The sequence below is a fragment of the Acinetobacter sp. TUM15064 genome (assembly GCF_008980265.1).
Classification (GTDB): domain Bacteria; phylum Pseudomonadota; class Gammaproteobacteria; order Pseudomonadales; family Moraxellaceae; genus Acinetobacter.
In genome coordinates, this window is sequence record NZ_BKFU01000011.1 from 1 (window position 1) to 23,491 (window position 23,491).

Genomic DNA, 23,491 nt, shown 5'->3' on the forward strand with positions numbered 1-23,491 from the left:
AACCACCTTCATGACCAATCAACCGCTGAAAGGCCTGATCAAATGTAATGGAATTTGTGGGTAACGTGGCAAAGCCTAATAGTTTTGGTACAGGATGAATTTCAGGCTGTTTCTTCAAACGTGCAAGTACCATGGCCACACCAACAAACATCCCCACCCACTCAGCAATGTTTTCTGGGATCTTATTTTTCAGCTCTTGTGGGATTACATTCCACACACCTAAAAACTGCTCTAATAATAAAATCAAGGCATAAAAAAAGGCACTTGCTGCGCCCACTTGTACTGACTTGAGTTTCCAAGCCTGTTGCCAATTTTCAATAAGTTTCATTTCAATTTCCTTCAGGTATTAAAAAACCGCCCTAAGGCGGCATATAGTTGGTACGTTATTTATTCAAATCTTCTCTGGCTTCCTTAAGCTCCTTAACCACCTCAATAATGGTCTTCCCCTCTTGTTTATTGATGAAGTTAAAAGTCCACCGAACCACAGCCCAACCCGGCAAACCACATACAAAGAAGAAACCACCCAAAGCAATCATTCCCCAAATATCTGTTACCCACTCATGCAGCCCCCATTTCACGATAATAAAAGCGCCTCCAGTCAGACTAGATACAACCGTACAAATCAAACCCACTGCCCACTCTTGTGGCGAGCGAGGCAAACGCATCATGATGACAACCGTTGCAACAAGTGCTATTGCTAAAGTAACCATAATTGCTGCACCGTAGAACTTTAAAAACGCAGCAAAACCACTTGTGGACACTGGTTCCATTTATTTCCCCCTAATTTTTGGCAATAAAAAAGCACCCTCTTGGGTGCCATATACTTTCTAAACTTAAACTTCAATTTGAATCACTTCACCCAATGGTGCGAGTCGCTTGATCTCACCATCAGATACAAACACGGTTGCTCCTAAGTTATAGCGGGTTGAACTGGTGACTAGGTTTAAACCTGATCCGCCCACCACCAACACTTTGTAATTAGGGTGATCCACACTGGTAATGGTTCCTACAAATTCTGCAGCTGTAGGCAGTAAATCAATTAAACGCTGTAATGCATTACTCACGATTGACGCGCTCCACTTTCACGGTTTGATTGACCACTGCATGACTGAACGAGACGCTGACACTATCTACAATGCCCCACCACTCTGTATTAAAAGCCAGTACTTCACCTGGCACACATTCACCGACCTCAGGTGAAATCGGCATGCTATAGGTATGGGTTTCAATCATTCCCGCTTTTGCAAGTTTAGCTTTACCATACGCCGCCATGCTGACATGGTTAAACAATGGATTATTTTCAGGCTGAAGTAAGGTGTCCGCACTTGTACCAGTACGCTTTACTTGAGAGACCAAAGCTTTACGATCATTGGTCAGCGTGATGCCGTTGTAATCTGGATAGATCTGGTAATCAGTCGACTGACTCACCACCGCAGACTCAGGCAACAAGCGATCATACTCAGCAATCGACAATACATCCCAAAAGGTCTTTTTATACAGCGGTTTAATGGTTAGGGTATTACTACCCTTTTCGCTATAGATAAACCCGCCACCGCTTTCAACCACCATCTTGATGGCGTCGATTGGTGCTAAGTTGGAATAATTTAAGCATTCACGCTCAACGATCCAGCCCAACGCATCAATCAACTGCCAATTCAGTACCGTATCGCTAAATACACGATCCAGCTCCGCCTGACACAACTGAACGGAGGTTCGATCATTCTCTTGTAAGAATGAGCGTAAAGGCGCAGTCGGTGCCGCAAGCAGTGCGGTTTGACTGCGACCAATTAAGGTATAGGTGTCTTGGACGAATTTACGAGAACGTCGACGGTTCTCAAGCAACATTTGATGCTCGGTACCATTCACTACAATTCTTAAAACTACAGGTTGACCATTAATCGGTTCAAGTTTGCTAATCTGGGATGCCGGTACAGTCAAAGTGTAGGACCAACACCAGCAGCTGCGATCAGTGCTGTAATTCCCGTCATAGACTTCAATCTCTACGCCATTATCTAGGCGCGTCACAGATAAATTGTTCAATATGTACCACCACTCACGATTTGGTATGCCAGGTATGCAATCATCTGCACCGAAGTTGAGTGCAACATTGTGCGAATCTACCTCATTGCAGAGGCATACAAAATTCAGATCACCTGTACCCTGATATTCAGGAATTTCAGGCTCTGGCCATGGTTCAATCGGATGCTTGCGATAATGGATAGATTTGGCTTTATCCCAAGGAATTTCGTCCTGCGTGACCAGCTCCAGTCCTTTATCCCAATCAAAGCTAAAACGCTTTTCAAAGACATGCGCGACTTGATGTGAAAACGAGATATTGCGCCGCTTTCGGATCATCTCCTGATGGACGAACTCACGATTAAATCGAAGTTTGATCGGCTCATCGAAATACAAATCACGCGTAATCCGAATCTTCAGATTTTCTTGCCAACGTACACTTTGGTTGCGACTGAGCTTCGCGCCCTGGTCAAATACTGCATGAATGGATTCAGATAACGTTCGTCCACGCTGAAAGCCAATGTCACTACCATGGTTGACCACCAATCCACAGTCGTAAAAAAAGGTGTCATTTGACACCCTTAAGACTGGTTTTGCCCATGGAATTTCGGTTGATCCAAGCCGGGTGATTGCACTTTCAAATACAGCACTGAACTTCAGCTCAACGCCCAGCTGATGATTGATATCAAATGAACCTGAGATTTGTAGGCCTAGATGACAGTTGATTGGAATTCTTACTTGTCCATGATTCACTGGGAGCGCATTAGTACCAGTGGCTCTAAACTTAAAAGCAGTTTTAACTTTTATCTGAGCAATCGAAAATGTAGTCTCGCCGCCAAAATTCAAAGTCACATTATGACTATCAACTAATCCCAACTCATTTTTAAAATTTAACTCAACATTGAGCGCATCGGGTGGTGTGTAGTTTGACATTGACCACCCCTATTCAGGTTCAATAAATATCGCATCAAGTTGTTGGGTTGACCCCAACACAACCTCGTAACTATCCAGCTGGATTTCAACCCCCATATCCAAGTCAATCACTGCTTGACCTGCTGCATTGTATAAGCGTGCCCAAGTCACCGTAGCAGATTTAATTGCCATTGCTGTATTGCTTGAATATAACTCGATTGAGTTTTCATTTACTTGCTTGACACAGGGTTTGGGTAGAGTCAGCGTAACCAAGCGTGCTGATGGGTCTGCAGCTACCTCTTCGGATGCTGGTCGTACCCCATCGTAATACACCATAGTTGCTTGCCCCTCACCTTGATCTAAGTTTGCCGCCATTGCCTGCAGCATAACCATTTTTACAAAGTGTGACGGTTCTGTCATTTCGGCACCACGTTATCTTGAATGACTGCGTTATATTGATTTTGCGGATGATGAGCTACGATAAAAAACTTGGTTTCTGATAGATGATTAAACTCATAATTCCCACCGCTATCTGTTTGCGCATCAGCGATTAGTCGTCCTGATAATTTTTCAAAGAGTCTAACTCGGCATGGAATCGGAGTATTTTTTTGGCTTACAGAACCTATTATTTTTAGACCTACATTCTGCGTTCTGATTTGATCAGATGTAACGCAATATGCAAGTTTTGGCCTTAATTTTAATATCATAATAAACGCCCAATCCTTAAAGCTATTTGACCATACCCCCCTGAGCCTGAGGCTGATGCTGCAATTAACGGAGCTATAAACAAATCACCTGATTTCTCAAAAATAGCATAATTGCTATAAGGTTTATTTTGAAACACCCAACAACAACCTGGTAATTCGCCCCGCAAAACTGTTTCATTAATAAAAACTGGTGAAATGGGCACCAAACCCATTAATGATGCTGACCCAATGTAATCTGAAGTACCGCTATAGATTGTATTAGACACCCCTAACGATATTGATTGTGATGTAGCATAACTTGCTGCCTGATTGTATGCTCGTTGCAAAAGAACCAATTGATTAGAATTATTCCCTGCAATGCCCGTATACCCTTGTTTATTTGATGTACTACTAGCCGTATTATTATTTAGAGTTGCTGATAAGAATGTGCACGCATTATCTGCTGCTAGAAACGACTCAAATGCACCAAATCCATAAGTTAGAGCATACTGACCACTGGGTGTAGCAACGGGTAGTATGTAAAAGTAGTCGGATGATCCAACAACCAAATAAGATCTATTTCCACTTGCTGGAGCGGTGGCATCAGTACTTGTTGCTACACCATACTCAGCTGCATTTGCGTAATACCAGCGCGCCCACCCATTAACCACCGCTGAACCACTACCACTCCCGACCCAATTTTTATCAACGTTCGCTGAGTCGTAGGGTGCTTGCACGCCCGACAGCGTATCAATCCCTGTCATATTTTCAACAATGCCCACTTTGGCAAATTTGGCATATGTTGCTGTATAAGCAGGATCAAGCTCGTCGACTACACGTAAATAAGGTCGACTTGGTAATAATGTATTCTTAGAGCGATATGCTGCTTTCCCGCCTCCTGCCTCATTCGTACTACTAAATGGCTTTTCCCACCCCAGTGGTGGCAAAGATGCGGTGATTGAGCCTGTAGCTGTTGTCACGCTTGGAGCGCTTGCTACTTGAAAAGTCACACTCGTCGCATTCGGTACTGTTAAAATACGATGTTCACCGTTGTATTCAGCTTGATTCGCACCAACGATCTTGATTACCTGGTATTGCATCAAGTTATGTGAAGCACTAAACACAGCTGTTACTGTTGTTCCCACTGCTGTCAGTGTTGATACGATCCTAAGACTGATTCCATTCACCAAACACGCATCCAAAACACCAATCATTGAACCAAAAGCATTTTGAAGCTGTGGTGCATTGTTATTACTATGTACAAAAAACTTAATGTCTGTGCTTGCAACCATTTTGATTATCCATAAAAAAGACCGCCGAGGCGGTCATATTTGAATTAAAGATTAAGCCACCCGGTCAATATCACCGCGCAGCATGATTTGGAATGAATCAGACAACACTGTCGGCTCCGACTGCTTCACAGTGCGAATCACCCAAATCGGATGATTGGCTGCAATGGTGTTAAAACGTAGCACATTGCCAGATGCCCAACCATTACCCCAACCTTCCTTTTTGATGGTGAAATAAGGTGCATTAGTCACTGGATTCATAGGGGTGCAATCCGTTGTAATAACACCCGTATCAATCTGGCCAGAATATTCACCAATGATCCGAAACGCTGTGGTACTTGTAAAAACAATCGCCCAACGCTCCTGAATATTGCCTTTGTTGGTGACTTCAATTGGATATAGCGTATCGTTATAGTTGGCTGAGATAGCGGCTCCAGTAGCCTCATCATTCCAAAGACTATCCCAAGTCGACTGCACAAACTTACGGGTGTAACGTGCTTGCATATCACCAATCACCAGTGCTGAGCCAACAATCGTATGAGCTGGATCATAATTGTGGGTCAGTGGCTTGGTAAAAGTCACTTGGCCATTGATTTTGACATCACGGACTAAACCCATATCCTGATAGCGATACTTGGCTGAGATAGGTCCAGTCAGATTACCTAAGGCAAAATCACCGTTTAAAGTCACTTTGCCGTAGTCATAATCAACCACGTACAGATCAAATGGAACCTTAATACCATCCGCATCTTCAAGTTCACACCAAGAGATCCGTGCATCATTCAATGGGTAGGTTTGGCCTGCAATATAATCGGGTAATTCCTGCGACTTACTCGCACTCACTATCCCAATTTCACCCGATCGGAAAATCGGGACTCGACCATCAATCGGCAAACGCACTGCAGACAAACCCAGTAATTCAGCATCAATCGGGATATAGCTATAACCGACTGCGCTGTATTTTATGGTTTCAGGCAGCACCATGATGGGCTTATGAATCCACTGCTTACCGTCTTTTGCATACTCAAGTTCAGCTACATACCAATCCTGCGCCATAACTTCAGCACGGTTGGCAGAAGTCACTTCAATCTTTTGCCGAAAAACAAATTGGCCATAACCTTGGTCAAAGTTAAAGAAACCATCACAGTCTGCTGTATCAATGGTACCTGAGCCATCAGGGGTGATATTTAAGACACCTCCCTCTACCTTTGTTGCCGACAAAGTTAAGGACTGTGCCCGGATCGGGATCATCGGTGCACGGTATGAGACTTGGTTAGTTTGAACATTCTCCAGTTGAGTCACCAAAGTCTCTAAGGTTGGGTTATTTGTACCACCCACATCCCAAGCGGATAACTCAACGGCTCCATTCCCATAATGGATCTGACCTGCCACTGTTCCTGCACCCGTAGTCACCGATGGATTACGATACAGCGAACCGAGTTTATCAACATAGGTTGAACTGGCTAAGGTAAAACGTATCGAACCCGCAAGAATCTGCTCGGCAAAGCCTTCGGTTAAATCCGTTTTTAAGATAGAACCGATGATGGTATCCGACCAAGTCGCAGCGCTGGAACTGTCTCGATAAGACACGCTCACCGTTACTGCAGTTGCAACTTCATTCAGACTCAGGGTGTAGCTCTCCGTTGTATTTTTATACTTGATTGTTGCCCCAAGCATGCCGGCTGCAATCGCCTCTGCACTGGTGTTGTACTGACCATAATAAGCCTGCACGATCTTCTCACGCTCGATCGTCTCAAGTGTAGTGCTGGGGGTAATATTCATCGTACGTGATGCATAGTTAATGGTGCCTTGTTGCTGACCGTCACCATTAAATAGGCGTCCAGTAGTAGCATCAACTGGCATATCATGCAGTTCAACCTCCCCTGTGTAGCTCATGTACTTCACAGGAACTCGCACTTTTACAGACTTGGGGATCAGGGCTGCTGAGCCATTGTCCAGTTCAACTGTAATTGATCCACCAGAAGGTATTGCTGTAAGACTAACAGCGGACTTGGTACCTTTCTGGCCTGATACATTAAATGTGGTACCACCATTCGGTAACAAGGTTGGCATCAGCTTCGCTACACCATCCGCATAATCAATGGTGCCTGTGGCATCTCCAGTGAATTGCCCTTGGCCGTTATCGGTTGCAGACTTGGCAACACCGTTTAATAACCAGTTAACTATTAAGGTACCAGCCACAATCGAATCGTTTACAGGGATCTCGACATAGACTTTATTAATCGTTAACACGGCGGACACATTGGGATCTTGCGCATTCTGCGAGATAAATACCGTCGCCCCCATTAATGCATCGGTATCCGCTGTATCGACTGCAGCATAGATCTTTTGGATAGAAGTACGACCCGTGGTGCGATCAAGTTCTGAAATATCATTGAACAGGTTATTACTTTCACCGTCGACAATTTCACGGCCTGAGTATTTCCCCCCACCATCATCAGCATCTGTACGGATACGCTCTGACTCAAGGAGCTTTAAATTATTGGTTTCAATTGTCATCGCTTACCTCAATGAATCGCATGGTGACGTTAAAATAAGTATCAAGTGATGTTGCTGGGGTGCCTTTGACTGTAGAGCTTTCCAGTGCACCGTCTTTATGATTCCAGATCACATTGAACACACGATGGTCATGTGGCCATTCATACTGAAGCGTGAATTGCTCCTGCAGGTTCTGCCACAAGCGAAGCGTGTTCAGGTCGCTCAGCTTGATCCAACCTTTCGTTTTATTGGCTGGCTGCAATGTGATTGGTCGACCTGCTTGCTTGCGACCCTCTTGAATAATCAAAGCTCCACTGATGGCATATTCTTGGTTCTGTTCAATTGCAGACCAGTTTTCATCGGACCAAAAAAAACCATCCTCAAGTTGGATGGTTTCTCCGGTCGACTTTCGTGTTAATCGCATTACGATCTTCCTTTAATTGCTTCAAGTTCTCGCATCATTTCCTCAAGAGCTGTGGCTTGATCGGGTGCCGCTGATACTGTTGCTGTCTGCCCTGTTCCCATATCAATTTTGATCTCCACGCTTTGCTTTGTCTCCATACCTTCCATTGGTTGAATATCAAGACTAGTCGCAATAAGTGGTGCATCAGGCACGGCGGAAATTTGCTGAGCTGAATCACCGCCATTCGACAGTAATGAAGCATTACCACCACCTGATCCGCGTGATTGTGATTTAGCATTCAGCTCATCAGTACGCGCTTTCATTTTGGCCTTGAAGTCATCCCAATGATCATTGGTGGCTTGCTGCTCAGCACTGATCTCGGGTTGTTCTCGTGAAGTCGCTTGGCTGACTTGGCTCACAGTACGCTGAGTCTCGATTGCTGCTTGCTGGATCTCGCCAAGTTTAGTGACTGTGGCTTTGCCTGTGGCGTCTAGTTGAACCTCAAGCCCTAAATAAGCCGCCTTAGCATTAGCAGCTGCCATGACTTGAGCATTACCAGATGCTTGAGCTAATCGCACAGTTTCTTCATAAGCTTTTTGCAACCCCTCTTGAGTGGCCTCACCGCTTTTTATGACGGTATCGAGGTCAGTTAAGGCATTTTCCGCAGCTAATTTAAGTTGCTCTTTGGATTTAATTCCAAGTCGCTCCATTGCGGCTTCTGCAGGGCTTAGAGCAGCAGGCAATTCCTGACTTGCACGCTTAATGGCTTGCAAGCCCATCTCAACTTGTGATGTTGATAATTTGCCTTGTTCACCAAACGATTGAAGCTTGGCTTTAGCTGCATCAAGCTCGACTTGTGATTTAGCACCCGCTACCCACTTTTCCCAACCAGTGTAAAGTGCATTGGTTGCCTGCTCACCCTTTAAACCCAACTCATCAAATCCATTTGCGTAATTATCCAAATGCACTTGATCTGCTGCAAACTTTTCAGAAACCCGACCTAAAGCAATATCTAGATCAATACCGAGAGCTTCAGCGGCTTTACGGGCACGCGCTGCCGAACCCTCAACAACCTGTCCAGCTCCGGAATTAAGCTGATTCAACTCATTAATACGAATAGTTCTGTTATTGGCTAGCTCAGCCTCTTTTGTATCAATCCCAGCAAGCGAGGTTTGTGCAGATGCGAGTGCATTTAAATCACCAGTTCTTTTGGCCTGCTCAATCTGCTGTTCAAGTGCTGCACGCTCAATTGCTGCCTGTTTCTGATAAGCCAGATATTCTTCGTCTGCCTTTTTAACATTCTCCTTAGCAACCTTGAGTGCTTCCTCCTTAACCTTTGCATTTTCTGCTGCCTGTGCCGCACTTACGCCAGCCTGAACACTCACCTTTCCAGCTTCATCAATGGTGACGATGTAACCCTTAGTGATAAGGTCAGCCTGCATCACGCCATCCATTACACCGCCATTTGCTTTAATAGCGGCTTCTGCATAGGCTTGAACAGCGCTCATTTTTTCTGCTTCAGAAGCCTTTTTACCATTGGCTTCTGTTTGCTGGTGAGCTAAAAGTTGTTCAAGTTTCTTCTTGGAGGACTCTACTGATTCAGCATCCTTTTCAGTTTGGGTTTGAGCTGCCTCGTTAAGGCGTTGCACACCCTTAGATTGGAACTTTTGTGCCTCCTGATCAGCCTCAGCATAATATTGCTTAGCCTTATCTTTCATCAAGTCGGCATTTGCTGCAAATTGCTTACTTACATCCCCCCAAGTAAGTGCCGCCATAACACTATTCACAGCAGATGTAAGTATGAAAAAATTCCCTGTTAATACTTTGAGAACAATTCCAATCGCTGTAAGACCGTCACTTATAAATCCAAATGTAATTCCTAATCCCTGAAAAATTCTCTCTAGGAAGCTAACTTGCTCACCTGCGGATGAAACACCTCCTGTGAATGAGGAAAAAATAGATAATGTACTTGTTATTGATGTATCGAGCATATCAAGAACATCTACTCCAAATTCATACACAGTAGATACTAAATCTTTAACAGCATTATAGGCAGCAGTTATAGCCTCTTTAAAAGTATCAAGTGCGCTTGTATCTATTTCACTGAAAGACGAGGATAATTCTTCCACAGCCGACATAACATCATGGAACAAGACCTCTAACCACCCCAAGTCTCCGCCCAACGTATCAATCATTCCAGCTAAACGGCTCGATACATCGTATTGCTCATTCATTTTAGCTACGAGTGCGGTTAAATTATTTCGCACCTTTTGCATAGCGTCAGCTGTAGAATTCTCCATTGAATTGGCTAATTCTAAATTTCGATCGCGAGATTGAATTAGAGCGTCAACAAGATCACTCAATGAAGCCTTGCCCTCAGCACCGAGCTTTCTAATTTCCGCTTCCGTCTTACCAGTGCTAATAGCCATGTCTTTCACAACATTATCGGCACCAGTTATAATACTAATCCATGCATCTGCATCTACGGAGCCTTTAGCCATAGATTTTGCCAAAGCATCCTGTGCAGATAGTGCTTGATCCGCACGAGTGGCATTATGTGTAAAGGATAGTGAAAGACTTTCTGTTGTTGCTAGAATTTCTTCTGTTGTATAGCCTAAAGACTTCATTGTCCCTGCTGTGGCTAAATAAACCTCTTGTGCTTCCTGAAGTGGTCGGTATGTAGAATTAGCTAAGGCAAGAAGTCTATCTTGCACTAGATTGTATTCCTCAACACTACTTGTAGCATTTCGAATACGTGCCGCCATTTGCTGTGTAGCATCAGATGTTGCTATTAATTCTTTAACTGTTAATCCCAAACCTAATGCTGCTACACCAGCTGTTAACATCCCAGCAGCTGACTTAAGATTGGTAAATCCCAACTTCGCTTTTTCAGATTCACTAGAGATTTGAGCTAAATCTTCATTTGTTTGCTCTAGCCCCCCCTCGAGTCTTTTTATTTGACTAGCTGTATTTTGAGATTGATCACCTAGATCAGCTACCCCTTTCGTAGCTTTTGCTGAGGTAGTCTTTAATTGCTCAGCTTCAGCCTTAATGGTTTCAAAAACCTTCTTGGTTACGCTTTCAGATTGCTTGGCAGCAGCCACAAGGCCTTTGCTGTCACCGTCCATGATGAGTTTAAAAGTTAGATTTTTTGACATTGACACCTCAAATTTCGGGCATTAAAAAACCGCCCGAAGGCGGTGCTAATAAACGATCAAATACTATTTGAGAGCTAAAATAATTGTCGTAATAATAAAACCCACTGCTAAGACTAGGCTCGTAATTGCTTGTAACAAACCAGCACGATCTGCACCTTTTTCGCTCATTTTTCCATCTACCTTTAATTCAGATTTTGGTGTATGATTTTGCATATAGATATTTCTCCTTAACTTCCTCGGTTGAGTTGATCTAAAAAGCCCATGATTGCCGTCATGGGCTTTTTGCTTTTCCAGTTTTAAAGCCTCGCCCTCGCAAGACCAATTATGAAACTTATAAAAATGGGCAAAAATGAATATTCCTAGCAAGCAATCTAGGAATATTCATTTTTGCGTGTTTCTGAATGTGTTAGGCAATAAAAAACCACTCCGAAGAATGGTTGGTTTGGTTCTCTCTTATAAGTGTAACTCTAATTAAAAAACCTCCCGAAGGAGGTTCTTGTTTAAATGAAATTCATATTGGTAGCTTTTGCTGATATGTCCCAGTCAACCAATCGAAATTATTTACACATTCTTTCAATTCTTTCTTTCTATCTGCTTTTACAAACTGCCAAGCTAAACTTGACCCATCCACAAAGTGAGTGGTGGCTCTGCTGTAAATGACTGGATTTAATTTCTTAACCATATCGCCAAACTCTTGCCACCAAGATCGTGCCCATATCATGTGGGTTGCTAAGGCATGTAAGTTATGCAAATCACCCTCACTAAATTGTTTTTTCTCAGCGCTACTATATAAAGCAATCAAATGATGCACATACTCCACGGCGACAGGGATTGCTTCGTATGGGATGTCTTCAATGTGATCCACGTTAAAACGTTGATGTATCAACTTCCATGCTTCATTCACATTTAAGTGCTTAGTCTTAGTCACCAACAAAGCATGTGCCTCGTGTAGTGCTGTGCGTTCTGATTTGTGGGTTTTGGCTAAAACCTCTTGGCGATGGAAGTAGCAGTCTTCCAGTTGCTCAAAGATATCCCACGCTTGATCCGTATCGAGCATCTTGGCGTGACGTGCTGCACCACGTTCTGTCCAGAGGATTAGATTGCGTGTTTTTGAGGAAACTTGAATAGTTGAATTTGCGAGTGACTTTAAGTCACCCACAAAATTCTTCAATTCTTCACCCATAATCTTAAAGAAATGCTTGCCCTCAACAAAACGCTCCTTATTACGAGTGTAATTCTGCTTAATGTTATCAGTGTCAGTAGCATAAAGCTGTGCAAGCATTGCTGTAGTAACAACTGGAATGGATTTGAAGTTAATGATTGATACTTGAGTATTATTGATTTGTGCTATATTAGCCATGTCAATTTTCCTTATAGAAGTTGATAGAAGCCCTGATCCCGTCGAAAGTGTCAGGGCTTCACTGTTACTAAATTAGTAACATTGACATAAATTTAATATAATACTAATCTAGTGTCAATAACTAGTTTGGTGGTTACAATGAACGAGAAAACTCGTGTGCAAAATCAAGATGATTGGAAGCGCACACAAATTCGCATCCCTATTGGCCTTTATGGCGATCTTGTAGAGTATGCTGAGCAAAACAATCTATCTCTAAATACAGCTATGATTGAGTTAATGGATAAAGGCTTAGGTAATCAACCCAATGATGAGATGCTCTCTAGAATTCACGACTTGACCGAAGAGGTATTGGAGTTAAGCCGTGAGTCGCGTGAAATGCGAATGCTTTATGTCGAGGCAATGAATGATAACTTTGAGAACCTACCAACCAATCTAAGATCCAAATATGGAAAAATTATAAAAACGATACTTGAAGAAAAAGCACCCTAGGGTGCTTTTCTTTCGTCCAATAAGTCCTTCAACTCTTTAGCCATCTTATCAGCTATAGCCTTGGCATCTCCCTCGCTCTGTCTGTACGGAATAAATCTTGCACCACACTTTAGACAAATCCAACTTCTGGAGTAATTCTGCATTCGCTCCTTATTAGACTTATCCAAGTGCTTATATAACCTTATCAATCCATAACCCATTAATAGTAGTAAGGGTATAAGTAAAACCACAGTGAAGAGCCCATGGAAAAAGTTTGGCGCATCTCCAACACTCAGTAAAGCCCCCAGCAATGGAAGCCAGAACATCACAAAAAGCACACCCACAATAAGAATTGCAGAAGTGCTTTTTTTGGGAGGCGCACACGAAGCGGCTAGATTAGATTGGGATGTTGACGACCCTTTACCACCACCTACCGTTATACGCCCACTACTGGACAACCCAACACCACCAAAACCACTCTTTCCATTTCGAGTCCCGCCAGACCAAACCATACTTAATGTTTTGGTATTGGATGAATTACAACTTGGACAATTTGACATATCAAACCCCAAAAAAAGGAAAAATCTAATTATTTTTTAGATCTCATGTATGGCTTCACATAAGTACCATCTTTTCTTGTATAGCCAGAAACATACTGATTTTTAGCTCTATTAGATGATGGTGAATATGATGAACCACTAGATGATCCAGAATAACCACTGGAGTAAGATCCATTATAGCTAGAGGAATACCCTCCGTAACCTCCACTATTCGCCCCATTATCCAAGCACTCCTTATCACCTAATGAGTTCTTAAAGTCTGTTTCCACAGCATAATTAACACATGCTATTTTTTGCGTGGCCTTGTCTTTACATGGGGTAGCTTGATAGGTTGCTGTTCCATTAACTTCACAACGGTATATCTCTTTTGCTTGTGATGTTTGTATAAACACTGTCAAAAAAAATATTGAAACAAACCATTTAAACATTACAGCTGCCTCAACGCCCGCTACGAATCGTAGTAACTTTGCCATCTTCAATTACGACAGTGAAAGTTTTGCTACCGTCGACATAGCTTAGCTCACGCACTGAAACGTCTTTACCACCCACGTTTTTAACGTAGTCATAATGAGATGTTGGCTGGCCTGCGGCCGCAACGACTTCACCATAGCTTTGACCTTTGCGAACTTGCTTACCGTTAATGCTTGCCCCTGCTAAATTTGCATTTGCTAATGTAAAAACAGACATCAAAGCGGCAGTAATTAATAATTTTTTCATGAATTTACCCTCGTTATTAGTGGGTAAATCATAACGTGCTCAAATTCACATCACAATGTGAAAATTACTGTTCTTTCTCAAGACTCTTAATGAATTCATTGAACTTCTTATTGATAGCATTCTGTGCTCTGGTTGCGATCGCCAAATTACGCATCTTTATACGCTCAGCTTTTTGAGCGGCTTTAAGATAGTGTCGGAATGAACCGTAGCTCATTTGCATAATGCTTTCATTTTGATGGCCATTCGATGCAAGAAGCTGAAATACATCAAACCAACTGCTCTTTTTACGCGGATCTACATCGTCCCGGTGTTTAGGTTTTGGCTCAGTAAAGAATGCATCATTCACTTTAATCACAGCATCCAATAACAAGACATTGATCTCGCCCTCTTTTTTGAATAGATCAATGACTTGTTCAATGCTGTATTTCAAGCAATGGGCTATCAATTGCGTCGATTCAAATGGATGAGCATCAAAGATCATTTGTGCGGTTTCATCTGGATGATTACTCAAAAAGTCTTTAATGACCTGTGCTGCACCCGACCATTCATCAAAGTTATGCATCTGCAGTTGGTGCACCGATAGTTCACCAACTTTGACGGGTCGGTTTGAAGCTATAAAAAAATCATTCATGATGAAATCTCTAAAAATACAGGCACAAAAAAAGATGCCTAACGCATCCTATTTAAGTGCCCATATGTGTTTATGCTGCTTTAGGGATTTGGGTGTAATAGCCATATAAGCCAAGTGCACCATCTTTGTCTTTGGTTAGATCACCAAGGGCATCACCGCTAATTTCGTAAGAACCAAATTCTTCATGAATTAGGCCAAAGCTTGAATCAGGTGTCTTCACTGTTCGATGCAGAGCTAAGAACACTTTGTCTTTGCTGATCTTATCAATGCCCTCAAAGAACAATGCATATTCAGCACCGAAATCAGATGCGATCGTAGTGTGTGTCACGGCGCCAGTCGTGTACCCAATAACAACTTTCGGCAAATCATCAAGAAACTCAATCGTGCCATAAACCGCATCTAGCTTATATTTCGTTGATTCAATCGCAACGGGTGTTGATGCACCGTCAGTTACGGTTGGCACAGTCAAATTAAAACCATCCAGTTTAATCTTCTGACCTTTGGTGACAGCACCTAAATCATGGTCAGCTACGGTTTTCGTTGCCACTGCGACATTTTTACCCGACAGGATATATGCAAGGTTATCAGCATCAACCTGCTCAAGTGTGCCACTGAATGAAACTGCAGTGGTGTTGTATATCACTAAATCGGTCGTATCATCACCAGACATTGATTCAGTATGCTCAATCTTGTCAGCCGTGATTTCCAACGTAAAGTCAGGGATGTTGCCCAGCTCTCGCATTGCACCCACAATACCTTCAACAATTGGGGCAAGGGAGAACTTACCACGCAATGAAATGTACTTCTTAGCCATTCGCAGGCACCTCTTTTGTTTTTGGTTTAGCTTCTACTTTCACATCAGGCTTAATTGCTTCAATCGCACCATCATCTAAAAGCTGTTTAATTTTTTCTTGTGGTAGATCACCCACAATTTGATCTTTCAACCATGGGCCAATCGGCTTTAGGGCTTTGTATTGCGTTTTCATAAGGTTCCTAATTGTTAAACATTAAGCATTCAAACATCATAGGGAAATAAAAGTGACCAGTTTGGCCGCCGCTACGCACAGGACTATTACTACGCTTAAAAACGTCAAATCCAGCAATTTCAGGATCAAGGCCACTCATAACCTTTAAAACCTTTTGGATATGCGGAGCTGCTAATTCACGAATTGCATTTGTTTGCTGCAATTGCGATGAAGCTTCTCGAACACTCAATACGACTAACCATTGCTGATAAATCGCACTTACTTGCCCTTGACCTGCATTCCCAGCAACCCGGTCATCAAAATAAATAACACTCAGAGCAACTTCTTCGTTGGTTATTCCGAGCATTTCTTCAATATTGAATGGTGTATGGATTGTTTTGATTTCAGGGATGTTGTCCTGGAGCGCTTTCACAATTACTGGTTCAAGCGCAAAGTAACTTTCACTCATAGTTACACCACAAAAATGCCTGAGATGAATGAAGGTTTACCTTCATCACCTGCAGGTGGGATTGGGAATACAAGTTTAGCTCGGCCTGCAGACAAGTCCTTAAAGTAAGAAATTGCCTTGTTGTAGCACCTGAGACTAGTGCAACTGATTTACCATCAGTGGTACGAACAACCACATCACCATCAGAGATAACACTGGCGCCAATCATTGGGATGGAAAGGGTTTCATTTGGCCCTGTTAAATACGCCTCTTGACCTGGGCGTGAGGTAATTTTTTGAACCATATCAGGCTCCCTCTTTTAAGGTGAAAGTGGTTGTTGCCATTTTTCTAATTTTGGCTGAGTGTTTTTGTTTTCATCACCAACTTGTGTTGGTGTTGATGTTGGCTGGAACAATTGATTTGCGGGATTCATCGTTCCTGTAGTTGCTGCTAACGCGCGGAAAAGCGAGTAACCATTCACCAATGTGTCATTGATACCATCAATGGTTGGATCCCACTGGTCATCGTGGTCATGTGTCATATCCGCTGTTAATCCCTCAACTTCTTCAAGGTAGGTCAACAACCACGGCGCATCAACAGGCAGCACTACACGCTGATCTTCAACATAAAATTGAACATCCATAGTTCGAGTGAGCTTGTCTGTATTACGCTGAATGGCACGAATTGGTAATGTGGTCTTACGTGATACCGTTTGAATTAGCGTTGTGCCTGAGGCTTTATCCTCAATAGCCATATAACGCAATGCACCGAGTGCTGGCGTATCTACGTGATGTTTCTTGATAAATCGCTCAGCTTCCTCAATCAACTCAGGGGCTAGCCATTTACCACGGCGTACATCGATGATGTAGAACTTCTCGTCATAACCAAGACCACCACATAAAAACACTGAAAAGTCATTATGCTCTTTAACCTTTTGCGCGGTATCAGCCCAAATCGCACGCCAGCGCAATGGTGGCAACTCAGCATAACGCCCAAACCATTCAGACTTGATCAGATCACCACCGAGCTTTTTAGGCTCTTGCTGATACTGGCTGCTGAATGTGTAACGAGATACCGTAGCACCGTCTTTGTCCTGTCCACCTTTCTCTAACTGCAGCAATGACTGTAATGATTCTTTCAGTGGCCAATAGCTTTGACGGCCCTTTTCATCACGCTCAACATCTAATGGCACTTTTTTGCGAATGTGCTCAGGTAGACGTTCAATGTAATCGTCATCAATCAATGCCGGTATAGAGATCTGATGCCATTTACCTGGCACGTTGCCCGTCATCACAAAGTTAGTCGGATCCTCAACGTGTAAGCGCTGCATGATCAAAATAATAGGTGTAGATGACTTGGCTTTACGTGAGTTGACCGTGTTTAGTATTTTACGATTAGCCTTGTTACGTGCCGTCTTACTAAATGCATCCTCAGGCTTAAGCGGATCGTCTAGGATAATTGCACCTGTGAACCCATTATCAGCCAATGTACCTGCACGGCGGCCCGTAACCTGACCACCCATCGAAGCAGAATAAACATGCCCTGCTTCATAGCCATCTACAGTCGTTTTCCAGCTCGCTTTAGCATCGGTATTGGTTGAGATCTTCACTGGCCATAAGCTTTGAAAATCTGCCGATTTAACGATGTTTCGCGCTGTTGATGAGACATCCTCAACAAGTGACTGAGAGAATGACAAATATAAGAATCTTGAACGCTGGTTCCGTGCTATACCGCGCGGGATCAAGTTGGTCAGCAGTTCAGTCTTACCTGAACCAGGAGGAACATTAATTACAAGGTTTTCAATCCGCCCAGCAATAACCTCATCAATCGCCCAAGCCATATACTCATGGTGCCAATTGACCGAGAACTTAAAACCCATACGGGGCTTAAAGAATGCACGTGTAAAAAACAGGTGCTCATCCTGACATTTAATGCGCTTTGCACGAAGTTTTACAGGATCAATATTCGCTCTCGAGTTCATCTATTGCCTGCCTTACCTGCTCATCGGTAGCGGTCACATAAGTAACACTCTCACTCTGTAATGGTCCACCATCAGCGCCAGTAATTTCTTTACGATTGGTATAGAGCCCACCCACTTCTTTTGCAGCTTGCTCTAATAGATCAGGAACAATCACGGCATTATCTTTGTAGCGATCATGGTCGATAAAGTTTTGAAGCCGCCTTAAGCGATAAGCAATATTTGCAATAGGAATTGAATTAACGTTCTTATTCATATCCTCTCGAATTCGATAAAATTCCTTTTTGAATTCTTCGCTTAAATCCTGCCCCGTCTTTTTGGTTGGGTCGTATGCTTCACACTGTTGCTTCGTTACCGTAATACCAAATTCTTCTTGGACGCCCTTAGCTGTTTCAGTGGGTGTCTCATAGGTTGCTAATGACCGAACTATATAGAGTTTCACCCGTTTATTAAGTCTTGCCATTTATCTAAATCCGTCCAAGTACGTCCAAGTAAAATGGCAAAAAAATTTAAGCCAATTTTAAAAGACAGGTACCACAAGCGTGTGCAATTTTAGCTTTTCCAATTGTTGGCCCATCATTAGCAAGGTCTACCATCTTCTGCACATCTTCTGATGCACCATAGCGTTGAACCACACCATGAAACTCTTCAACATCATGTGGTCTTAAATAGTATTTATATTCACCCGTTGAAGGACTAATTAAGTAATTCCCATCTTCGTCCCGCTTAGCACCCAAGTGGTAAAGCTCATGCTCAATCAATGCGCAAAATTCTGTGTCACTTGCCTGCGATGCAAACTTTGCATCAATGGTGATAATGAAGTCAGGCACACAGCCGAACCAATCAATCATTTGTTTTTCTTGTCGCAACTTACGCCAGCCCCCTGCCATTGGTGCGAACTTCTCTGTTTGTCCCAATACAACTCGGTCAGCTTTGATGAATGCAGAAGATGCCCATAGAACTTTAAATAATGTGCTAGACCACGGCGATATATGAGCGTGATCAGAGTTGTAGAGCTTTCCATCACTGGAAATGAAAGTGTCGATAATCCACTCTTCAAGCTCTTTTGCTGGCTCAAAATCAACATTATCTAAAGGGTCTATATTTAGAAGTCGTTCTGGTGGTTGCGGTCTTTTCATAAATTACGCCCATTAAAAAACCACCCGAAGGTGGTTCGTTTAAAACAACATCGACAATTGTCCAAACTCATAAATAATTAATGTAAGGACTAAAGCTGAAACCGAGATTACAAGCACATCTTGTGAAGTCATACTTATCTCCCCTTTGTTGTTCTTTTTTTATACTCTCACAATTAAAATAATTATCAACACTAAAAGAATACATTTCTCACAATTTACAGTGATAGATATGTAAGAAATTATACAAAGATGAAGTATTAGTTAATTAATTGTGTAGGGCCATTCTTAGATTCTTAACCCGATCTTTCAACTTAATCATAATGCTATCAATCACCAGCAACTCATTACGAGTCAAGCTAGAACATCTGAAGATTCAAATTTCCTCTTGTGCCCCAAGATATCTGATTTGCACCAGTATTCATCCAACTGAGTGTTAATTAAATCTTCTTCCATAGATTCGAGAACATAAAAAAGCCTTAACTCTTCATTTCTTTCTAGAATCTTAAGTTTATATTTTTCTATTTCAGCCACTCCAGGCTTGGCAATAACTTTCTGAAACCCAGCGCTAAATATTATTGGTGCAACTGGTTTTTCGTATTCACATTGCCACTCTATTTCGTCAGCAACTCCCCCTACAGCTAAAATTTCCCTAACCTTACCTGCAGCTACCCCACCAATGACCGCGATTTTCATAAAAATCTCGATATATAATGTAAAGGTAGATTGATAACATATTAAAATATTTAAACAAGCACAATATTTTAACAAATATTTTCTAAGCTTGAGTTTATATCTAATTACCTACATCCCATATAATGAAGCTATAGGTTATGTATATTTTAGTAATAAGAAAAAAACCCCGCCAATAATGCATATTGAGCGAGGTTCTATGTGCCGTAATCCGTTCGGCAAAAAGGAAATGTAAATTACTCAATAAAAAACCCGCTTACCTCTCCCAAAGTAAGCGGGTTAAATTTGCGCTTTATTACTAATTCTTTAATTCATCTTTATTTTTCACAGAATATAATCCCATTGTTTCACTATGATGAATAAATCACTCAATTTCTTAAATATCACTTAATTTCTTTCAAGCAATCACGACACACCTTGATCTCATCACCATCAATCGTGTGATCAATCTCAGTTGCGCCGTGAAGGCCAAATAAACACATTAACAATCGGAGCATTACTTTTCTCCATGCAAAAAAAAGCCCACCTCAGCAGTAGATTGATGTGGGCTTAAACTAAGGACCTTGGAAGGCCATTCAGAAACTACAGCTGTTTCTAGCAGCAATCATGCATACTTATTCGTGAATTTTTTGTGAAAAATGAATTAAGAATAAATCAATATTTTATGAATTAACTTTAATTGAAATCTGGGTGGCGGCATTAAAATTTAAACCACTACGAATAAAGTTAAGCCGCCATAAAAAAAGCCTAATCCACGGGGACTAGGCTATAAACTTTGAATCTTTTTTCGTTGGTAGCGGGAGCTGGATTTGAACCAACGACCTTCGGGTTATGAGCCCGACGAGCTACCAGACTGCTCCATCCCGCATCAACGAGTTAGCTTTATACGCCCTAAGCAACCACAAAGCAAACTTTATTTGAAATATAAGCACTTATAGTATTAACGAAATTCAAAATATCTTAAGCCTACCCTAAAATTGCTTCAGTTATAAATGCTGGATGAGATGCTCGATAGAGGCTCAATCTTCTCTTTTCACCCTCTAAAAACAACTTGGGTTCTTCCGACCATATTGATTTTCTCGAATCAAGCCCGGATAGACCTAGTGCCCAATCAGAAACAGCCCCATAAACAAAAGTATTATCTGCGAAAATTAATTTGGTCTTGTTATGTGTACTATTTATAAGAACTTTATGTGTTGGTAATGAACCGAATACACTAATCTGAGTGTAAATGTATTTATAGATTTCAGGCATATAGAGGAGCACTTAAAAGAGAGTGTCACTATACCATCTTAGTTGTTTAAAAAGCCCATGCAATTTGTATACAGCAATAAAAAAAGCCCTACATCTCTGTAAGGCTTTTCCCCTTGGTCATTTGCGCTGATACAAGGAATCGTTGTTTTTATTTACAACAAAATAATTAAATCATTAATCTCACAAAAAATGAAGCAAAAAAAACCTGCAACTTGGGGAAGGTGCAGGTGGAAACTGATATTAACTATCATGGAGAACTTAATACCAATTAATATACTTGGTTTATATTGATATCTCATTCACATTTTATACCAAATTATCTAGCAACAAAAAAAGCCCATCAAATGATGAGCTTTTTACGGTAATTAAGTGAATTTCCATATGTACGTCCACTATAACTGAAATATGCCATATCTTGTGTACACAAGCAACTGTATAAATTTAGCTTTTACAATCACTATCATTTAAATTGTAAAAAATAGCGGTTAATTCCTTGGTTAAGTAATCCAAAAAAGCAAATTTATCTATAGGTTCTGGCACTTCAACTATCCAGAACGTATATTTTTCATCATCTAATATATAACTAATCGTATGGTCTTTAGAAACAATCTTACCTGCTTCCATTTTTAATTCATTCATTTGAATCAAACATTGAAATAAGAAGGAAGCTTTGTGGGGTGGCTCATTAGCTTTTTCGAAATCATTCAAGCTAAGCTTGTAAATCGCATTACAAAAATCATATATGGCTTGATCTGGAGTAGTTTTCATTAGAATTTTCATAAGCTCATTGATGTTCAATGAGCTTATAATATTTTAGATCTAGTATGTTTATTTTTGAAGTAGATCTGATTTTAAATTTGGGTATCTTCCCGCTATAAATGCTAAAGCACACTTCATATTTTGACGTATTTGTATAGTCGATGTTTCGTACATCTCAGCCACTTCGCGCAGTTTTTTATTCTCGACACAAATCTGCCAAACAGCATCCACCCATTCTTGTAATGGCTCACTATCAATTTGACGGATATCCAGGATTATTCTCTGAAATGCACGTGCTTCGTTGTCATTAATTTGACATGCTACACCTTTTATTAAGCGCTGCTCACGAAAGCTCTCATCACTCATATACTTTGCAATAGCTGCTACTCACTGGCACCTCGCTCCAAAACGATCTTCACAGCCTCTACCACCTGCTCGCATGTCCAACTACTGCGTGAAGAAAGGCCATTTACACCGTGAAGCATTGCTGAGATTTTTCGCATTGATGTTTCAAATCGATCTTTCCTAACAACTTCACCAGTTCCATCAAACTCCAAATCTTCTAGCTTGGAATCCTTAAATTGAGGTAAACGAATATCACGCTCAGTAACTTGATCTTTATTACCCATGTTCACCCACCCGCAATACTTACTTTTTTAAACGCAATATCCAATGAGTAATAACGAACACCTCGCTCATCCACTGCCGTTACAATCGTTTCTCTAGACCTTTTACCAATACGTATTGAAATGACTTTCAAATCACCTTGAGGATTCCAGTTAGCTAGTTTCTTTGCTTCAGCCTCGTCATATGGAACAACCAAATCACCAACTTTTAATTTCATCCCTTTACCTCAAACAACTTTTTAGCCTTCTCTGATGGGATAAATCCTGCTGGTGTAGCGTCATCCCGTAACACGTATCCAGCTTGAACCAATTGATCTAAATAGCGTTGGACCGTGCGTGTAGTCATACCCATCATGCCTTGTACATCAACAACACTGGTTTTACCCCGTTTAGCTAGCATCTCCTGCAAAACCAATATCATTCGCTCACCCTGCCTTACAGCTTGTCTTGCACTGAAATTTTGCTGTTTCATGCTGTAGCTCCCATAAGTGTTCCAGTAAACCCAACTTGCTTGAGGTATGGTTCCCATTTCTTCGCTTGAGCCGGGTTCATCAACTTGATTTTGATTCTTGATGCCAGTTGCTCGTATGAATCACCCGGAGCGCTGTGCTTACTTGCGAACTCAGGAAGATGAGCAAGTTTCTGTGCAAATGCTGAGATTTGTTTTTCAGTGAGTTGCTTCGGTTCACGTTTGGTATTCGTAGAACCACTTGCTATAGATCCATCCACCATGGTTTTTGCAGCAGCTTGTTTTTCGTATTTGAAATATGCACGGATTTCCAGCTGGCGTAATGAAAGCGCATCGCTCTCCTTAGTCCAGCCACGTGTTTTACGAATGATCAGGAGATAGATCTTCACAGATGCATCACTGATCTTATTCATTGCTTCATCCACAAACGCATTAGCGACCATGAATGAGTTTGGTATAAATTT

At 41.8% G+C, this 23,491-nt stretch carries 29 protein-coding genes, 1 tRNA gene and 2 pseudogenes; 1 reads left to right on the top strand and 31 read right to left on the bottom strand.

What is annotated here, in order from left to right; genetic code table 11:
- From GBI16_RS05290 to GBI16_RS05340, 12 genes and pseudogenes are all read right to left on the bottom strand, one after another.
- Positions 1-328 (bottom strand): annotated as a pseudogene (locus GBI16_RS05290) (TIGR02594 family protein); the annotation flags it as partial.
- A gap of 55 nt (positions 329-383) precedes the next feature.
- A complete protein-coding gene (locus GBI16_RS05295; protein WP_119062841.1) occupies positions 384-770 on the bottom strand; it encodes a hypothetical protein in 387 nt (128 codons plus the stop codon).
- 63 nt (positions 771-833) lie between these two features.
- A complete protein-coding gene (locus GBI16_RS05300) occupies positions 834-1,064 on the bottom strand; it encodes a hypothetical protein (RefSeq protein ID WP_004980417.1) in 231 nt (76 codons plus the stop codon).
- Positions 1,057-2,949 carry a hypothetical protein gene (locus tag GBI16_RS05305; RefSeq protein WP_151706660.1) on the bottom strand — a complete coding sequence of 631 codons (1,893 nt, stop codon included), beginning with the start codon at positions 2,947-2,949 and terminating at the stop codon, positions 1,057-1,059. The genes GBI16_RS05300 and GBI16_RS05305 overlap by 8 nt, the downstream gene beginning before the upstream one ends.
- A 9-nt stretch (positions 2,950-2,958) precedes the next feature.
- Positions 2,959-3,348: a hypothetical protein gene (locus GBI16_RS05310; RefSeq protein WP_151706661.1), complete on the bottom strand. Its 390-nt coding sequence runs from the start codon at positions 3,346-3,348 to the stop codon at positions 2,959-2,961.
- Positions 3,345-3,635, bottom strand: a complete 291-nt coding sequence (locus GBI16_RS05315) for a carboxypeptidase regulatory-like domain-containing protein (RefSeq protein WP_151706662.1) — start codon at positions 3,633-3,635, stop codon at positions 3,345-3,347. The genes GBI16_RS05310 and GBI16_RS05315 overlap by 4 nt, the downstream gene beginning before the upstream one ends.
- On the bottom strand, positions 3,632-4,906 hold the full coding sequence (locus GBI16_RS05320; protein WP_151706663.1) for a hypothetical protein: 1,275 nt from the start codon (positions 4,904-4,906) through the stop codon (positions 3,632-3,634). Before GBI16_RS05320 ends, GBI16_RS05315 begins: the two co-directional genes overlap by 4 nt.
- A gap of 51 nt (positions 4,907-4,957) precedes the next feature.
- On the bottom strand, positions 4,958-7,423 hold the full coding sequence (locus GBI16_RS05325) for a hypothetical protein (RefSeq protein ID WP_151706664.1): 2,466 nt from the start codon (positions 7,421-7,423) through the stop codon (positions 4,958-4,960).
- Entirely contained in the window at positions 7,413-7,826 is a 414-nt protein-coding gene (locus tag GBI16_RS05330) for a hypothetical protein (protein ID WP_151706665.1), read from the bottom strand. The genes GBI16_RS05325 and GBI16_RS05330 overlap by 11 nt, the downstream gene beginning before the upstream one ends.
- Complete coding sequence (locus GBI16_RS05335; RefSeq protein WP_151706666.1) at positions 7,826-10,963, bottom strand: tape measure protein; 3,138 nt, start codon at positions 10,961-10,963, stop codon at positions 7,826-7,828. The genes GBI16_RS05330 and GBI16_RS05335 overlap by 1 nt, the downstream gene beginning before the upstream one ends.
- A 63-nt stretch (positions 10,964-11,026) precedes the next feature.
- On the bottom strand, positions 11,027-11,176 hold the full coding sequence (locus GBI16_RS18640) for a hypothetical protein (RefSeq protein ID WP_171494532.1): 150 nt from the start codon (positions 11,174-11,176) through the stop codon (positions 11,027-11,029).
- 298 nt (positions 11,177-11,474) lie between these two features.
- Positions 11,475-12,323 (bottom strand): ORF6N domain-containing protein, encoded by an 849-nt coding sequence (locus GBI16_RS05340; RefSeq protein ID WP_151706667.1) that lies wholly within the window; start codon positions 12,321-12,323, stop codon positions 11,475-11,477.
- 138 nt (positions 12,324-12,461) lie between these two features.
- Between GBI16_RS05340 and GBI16_RS05345 the strand changes: the two genes are divergently transcribed.
- Positions 12,462-12,812 carry a hypothetical protein gene (locus tag GBI16_RS05345; RefSeq protein WP_151706668.1) on the top strand — a complete coding sequence of 117 codons (351 nt, stop codon included), beginning with the start codon at positions 12,462-12,464 and terminating at the stop codon, positions 12,810-12,812.
- Here GBI16_RS05345 and GBI16_RS05350 read toward each other — a convergent pair.
- The 19 genes and pseudogenes from GBI16_RS05350 to GBI16_RS19010 all read right to left on the bottom strand — a co-directional run bounded on the left by GBI16_RS05350 (position 12,809) and on the right by GBI16_RS19010 (position 23,470).
- Complete coding sequence (locus GBI16_RS05350; RefSeq protein WP_228267811.1) at positions 12,809-13,351, bottom strand: hypothetical protein; 543 nt, start codon at positions 13,349-13,351, stop codon at positions 12,809-12,811. The two genes, GBI16_RS05345 and GBI16_RS05350, sit on opposite strands and share 4 nt — an antisense overlap.
- A 29-nt stretch (positions 13,352-13,380) precedes the next feature.
- Positions 13,381-13,779, bottom strand: a complete 399-nt coding sequence (locus tag GBI16_RS05355) for a DUF4124 domain-containing protein (protein ID WP_151706669.1) — start codon at positions 13,777-13,779, stop codon at positions 13,381-13,383.
- Between the two features lie 10 nt (positions 13,780-13,789).
- Positions 13,790-14,068, bottom strand: coding sequence for a DUF2845 domain-containing protein (locus tag GBI16_RS05360; RefSeq protein WP_058869398.1), 279 nt, complete (start codon positions 14,066-14,068; stop codon positions 13,790-13,792).
- Between the two features lie 64 nt (positions 14,069-14,132).
- A complete protein-coding gene (locus tag GBI16_RS05365) occupies positions 14,133-14,699 on the bottom strand; it encodes a hypothetical protein (RefSeq protein WP_151706670.1) in 567 nt (188 codons plus the stop codon).
- A 70-nt stretch (positions 14,700-14,769) separates the two neighbouring features.
- The gene (locus GBI16_RS05370) at positions 14,770-15,513 is read right to left on the bottom strand and encodes a hypothetical protein (RefSeq protein ID WP_151706671.1); all 744 of its coding nucleotides are present in this window, start codon (positions 15,511-15,513) and stop codon (positions 14,770-14,772) included.
- The gene (locus GBI16_RS05375) at positions 15,506-15,685 is read right to left on the bottom strand and encodes a hypothetical protein (RefSeq protein WP_151706672.1); all 180 of its coding nucleotides are present in this window, start codon (positions 15,683-15,685) and stop codon (positions 15,506-15,508) included. Before GBI16_RS05375 ends, GBI16_RS05370 begins: the two co-directional genes overlap by 8 nt.
- A gap of 7 nt (positions 15,686-15,692) precedes the next feature.
- Positions 15,693-16,133, bottom strand: a complete 441-nt coding sequence (locus tag GBI16_RS05380; RefSeq protein ID WP_151706673.1) for a hypothetical protein — start codon at positions 16,131-16,133, stop codon at positions 15,693-15,695.
- Positions 16,126-16,416: a hypothetical protein gene (locus tag GBI16_RS05385; protein ID WP_151706674.1), complete on the bottom strand. Its 291-nt coding sequence runs from the start codon at positions 16,414-16,416 to the stop codon at positions 16,126-16,128. Before GBI16_RS05385 ends, GBI16_RS05380 begins: the two co-directional genes overlap by 8 nt.
- 156 nt (positions 16,417-16,572) lie before the next feature.
- Positions 16,573-18,093 (bottom strand): annotated as a pseudogene (gene terL, locus GBI16_RS05390) (phage terminase large subunit); the annotation flags it as partial.
- Positions 18,071-18,553, bottom strand: a complete 483-nt coding sequence (locus tag GBI16_RS05395) for a DUF2280 domain-containing protein (RefSeq protein WP_151706676.1) — start codon at positions 18,551-18,553, stop codon at positions 18,071-18,073. The pseudogene terL and the gene GBI16_RS05395, both read right to left, overlap by 23 nt.
- 46 nt (positions 18,554-18,599) lie before the next feature.
- Positions 18,600-19,229, bottom strand: coding sequence for a putative metallopeptidase (locus GBI16_RS05400; RefSeq protein ID WP_062034629.1), 630 nt, complete (start codon positions 19,227-19,229; stop codon positions 18,600-18,602).
- Between the two features lie 351 nt (positions 19,230-19,580).
- Positions 19,581-19,922, bottom strand: a complete 342-nt coding sequence (locus GBI16_RS05405; protein ID WP_151706677.1) for a hypothetical protein — start codon at positions 19,920-19,922, stop codon at positions 19,581-19,583.
- 788 nt (positions 19,923-20,710) lie between these two features.
- Positions 20,711-20,787 (bottom strand) — tRNA-Met (locus GBI16_RS05410).
- 827 nt (positions 20,788-21,614) lie between these two features.
- On the bottom strand, positions 21,615-21,941 hold the full coding sequence (locus GBI16_RS05420; RefSeq protein ID WP_087526872.1) for a hypothetical protein: 327 nt from the start codon (positions 21,939-21,941) through the stop codon (positions 21,615-21,617).
- A gap of 60 nt (positions 21,942-22,001) precedes the next feature.
- A complete protein-coding gene (locus GBI16_RS05425; protein WP_228267812.1) occupies positions 22,002-22,298 on the bottom strand; it encodes a hypothetical protein in 297 nt (98 codons plus the stop codon).
- Between the two features lie 17 nt (positions 22,299-22,315).
- A complete protein-coding gene (locus GBI16_RS05430; protein WP_151706678.1) occupies positions 22,316-22,561 on the bottom strand; it encodes a hypothetical protein in 246 nt (81 codons plus the stop codon).
- 2 nt (positions 22,562-22,563) lie between these two features.
- Positions 22,564-22,776 carry a hypothetical protein gene (locus tag GBI16_RS05435; protein ID WP_151706679.1) on the bottom strand — a complete coding sequence of 71 codons (213 nt, stop codon included), beginning with the start codon at positions 22,774-22,776 and terminating at the stop codon, positions 22,564-22,566.
- Complete coding sequence (locus tag GBI16_RS05440) at positions 22,773-23,030, bottom strand: hypothetical protein (protein ID WP_151706680.1); 258 nt, start codon at positions 23,028-23,030, stop codon at positions 22,773-22,775. Before GBI16_RS05440 ends, GBI16_RS05435 begins: the two co-directional genes overlap by 4 nt.
- Positions 23,027-23,470, bottom strand: a complete 444-nt coding sequence (locus GBI16_RS19010; protein ID WP_151706681.1) for a hypothetical protein — start codon at positions 23,468-23,470, stop codon at positions 23,027-23,029. Before GBI16_RS19010 ends, GBI16_RS05440 begins: the two co-directional genes overlap by 4 nt.
- Positions 23,471-23,491 lie beyond the last annotated feature (21 nt).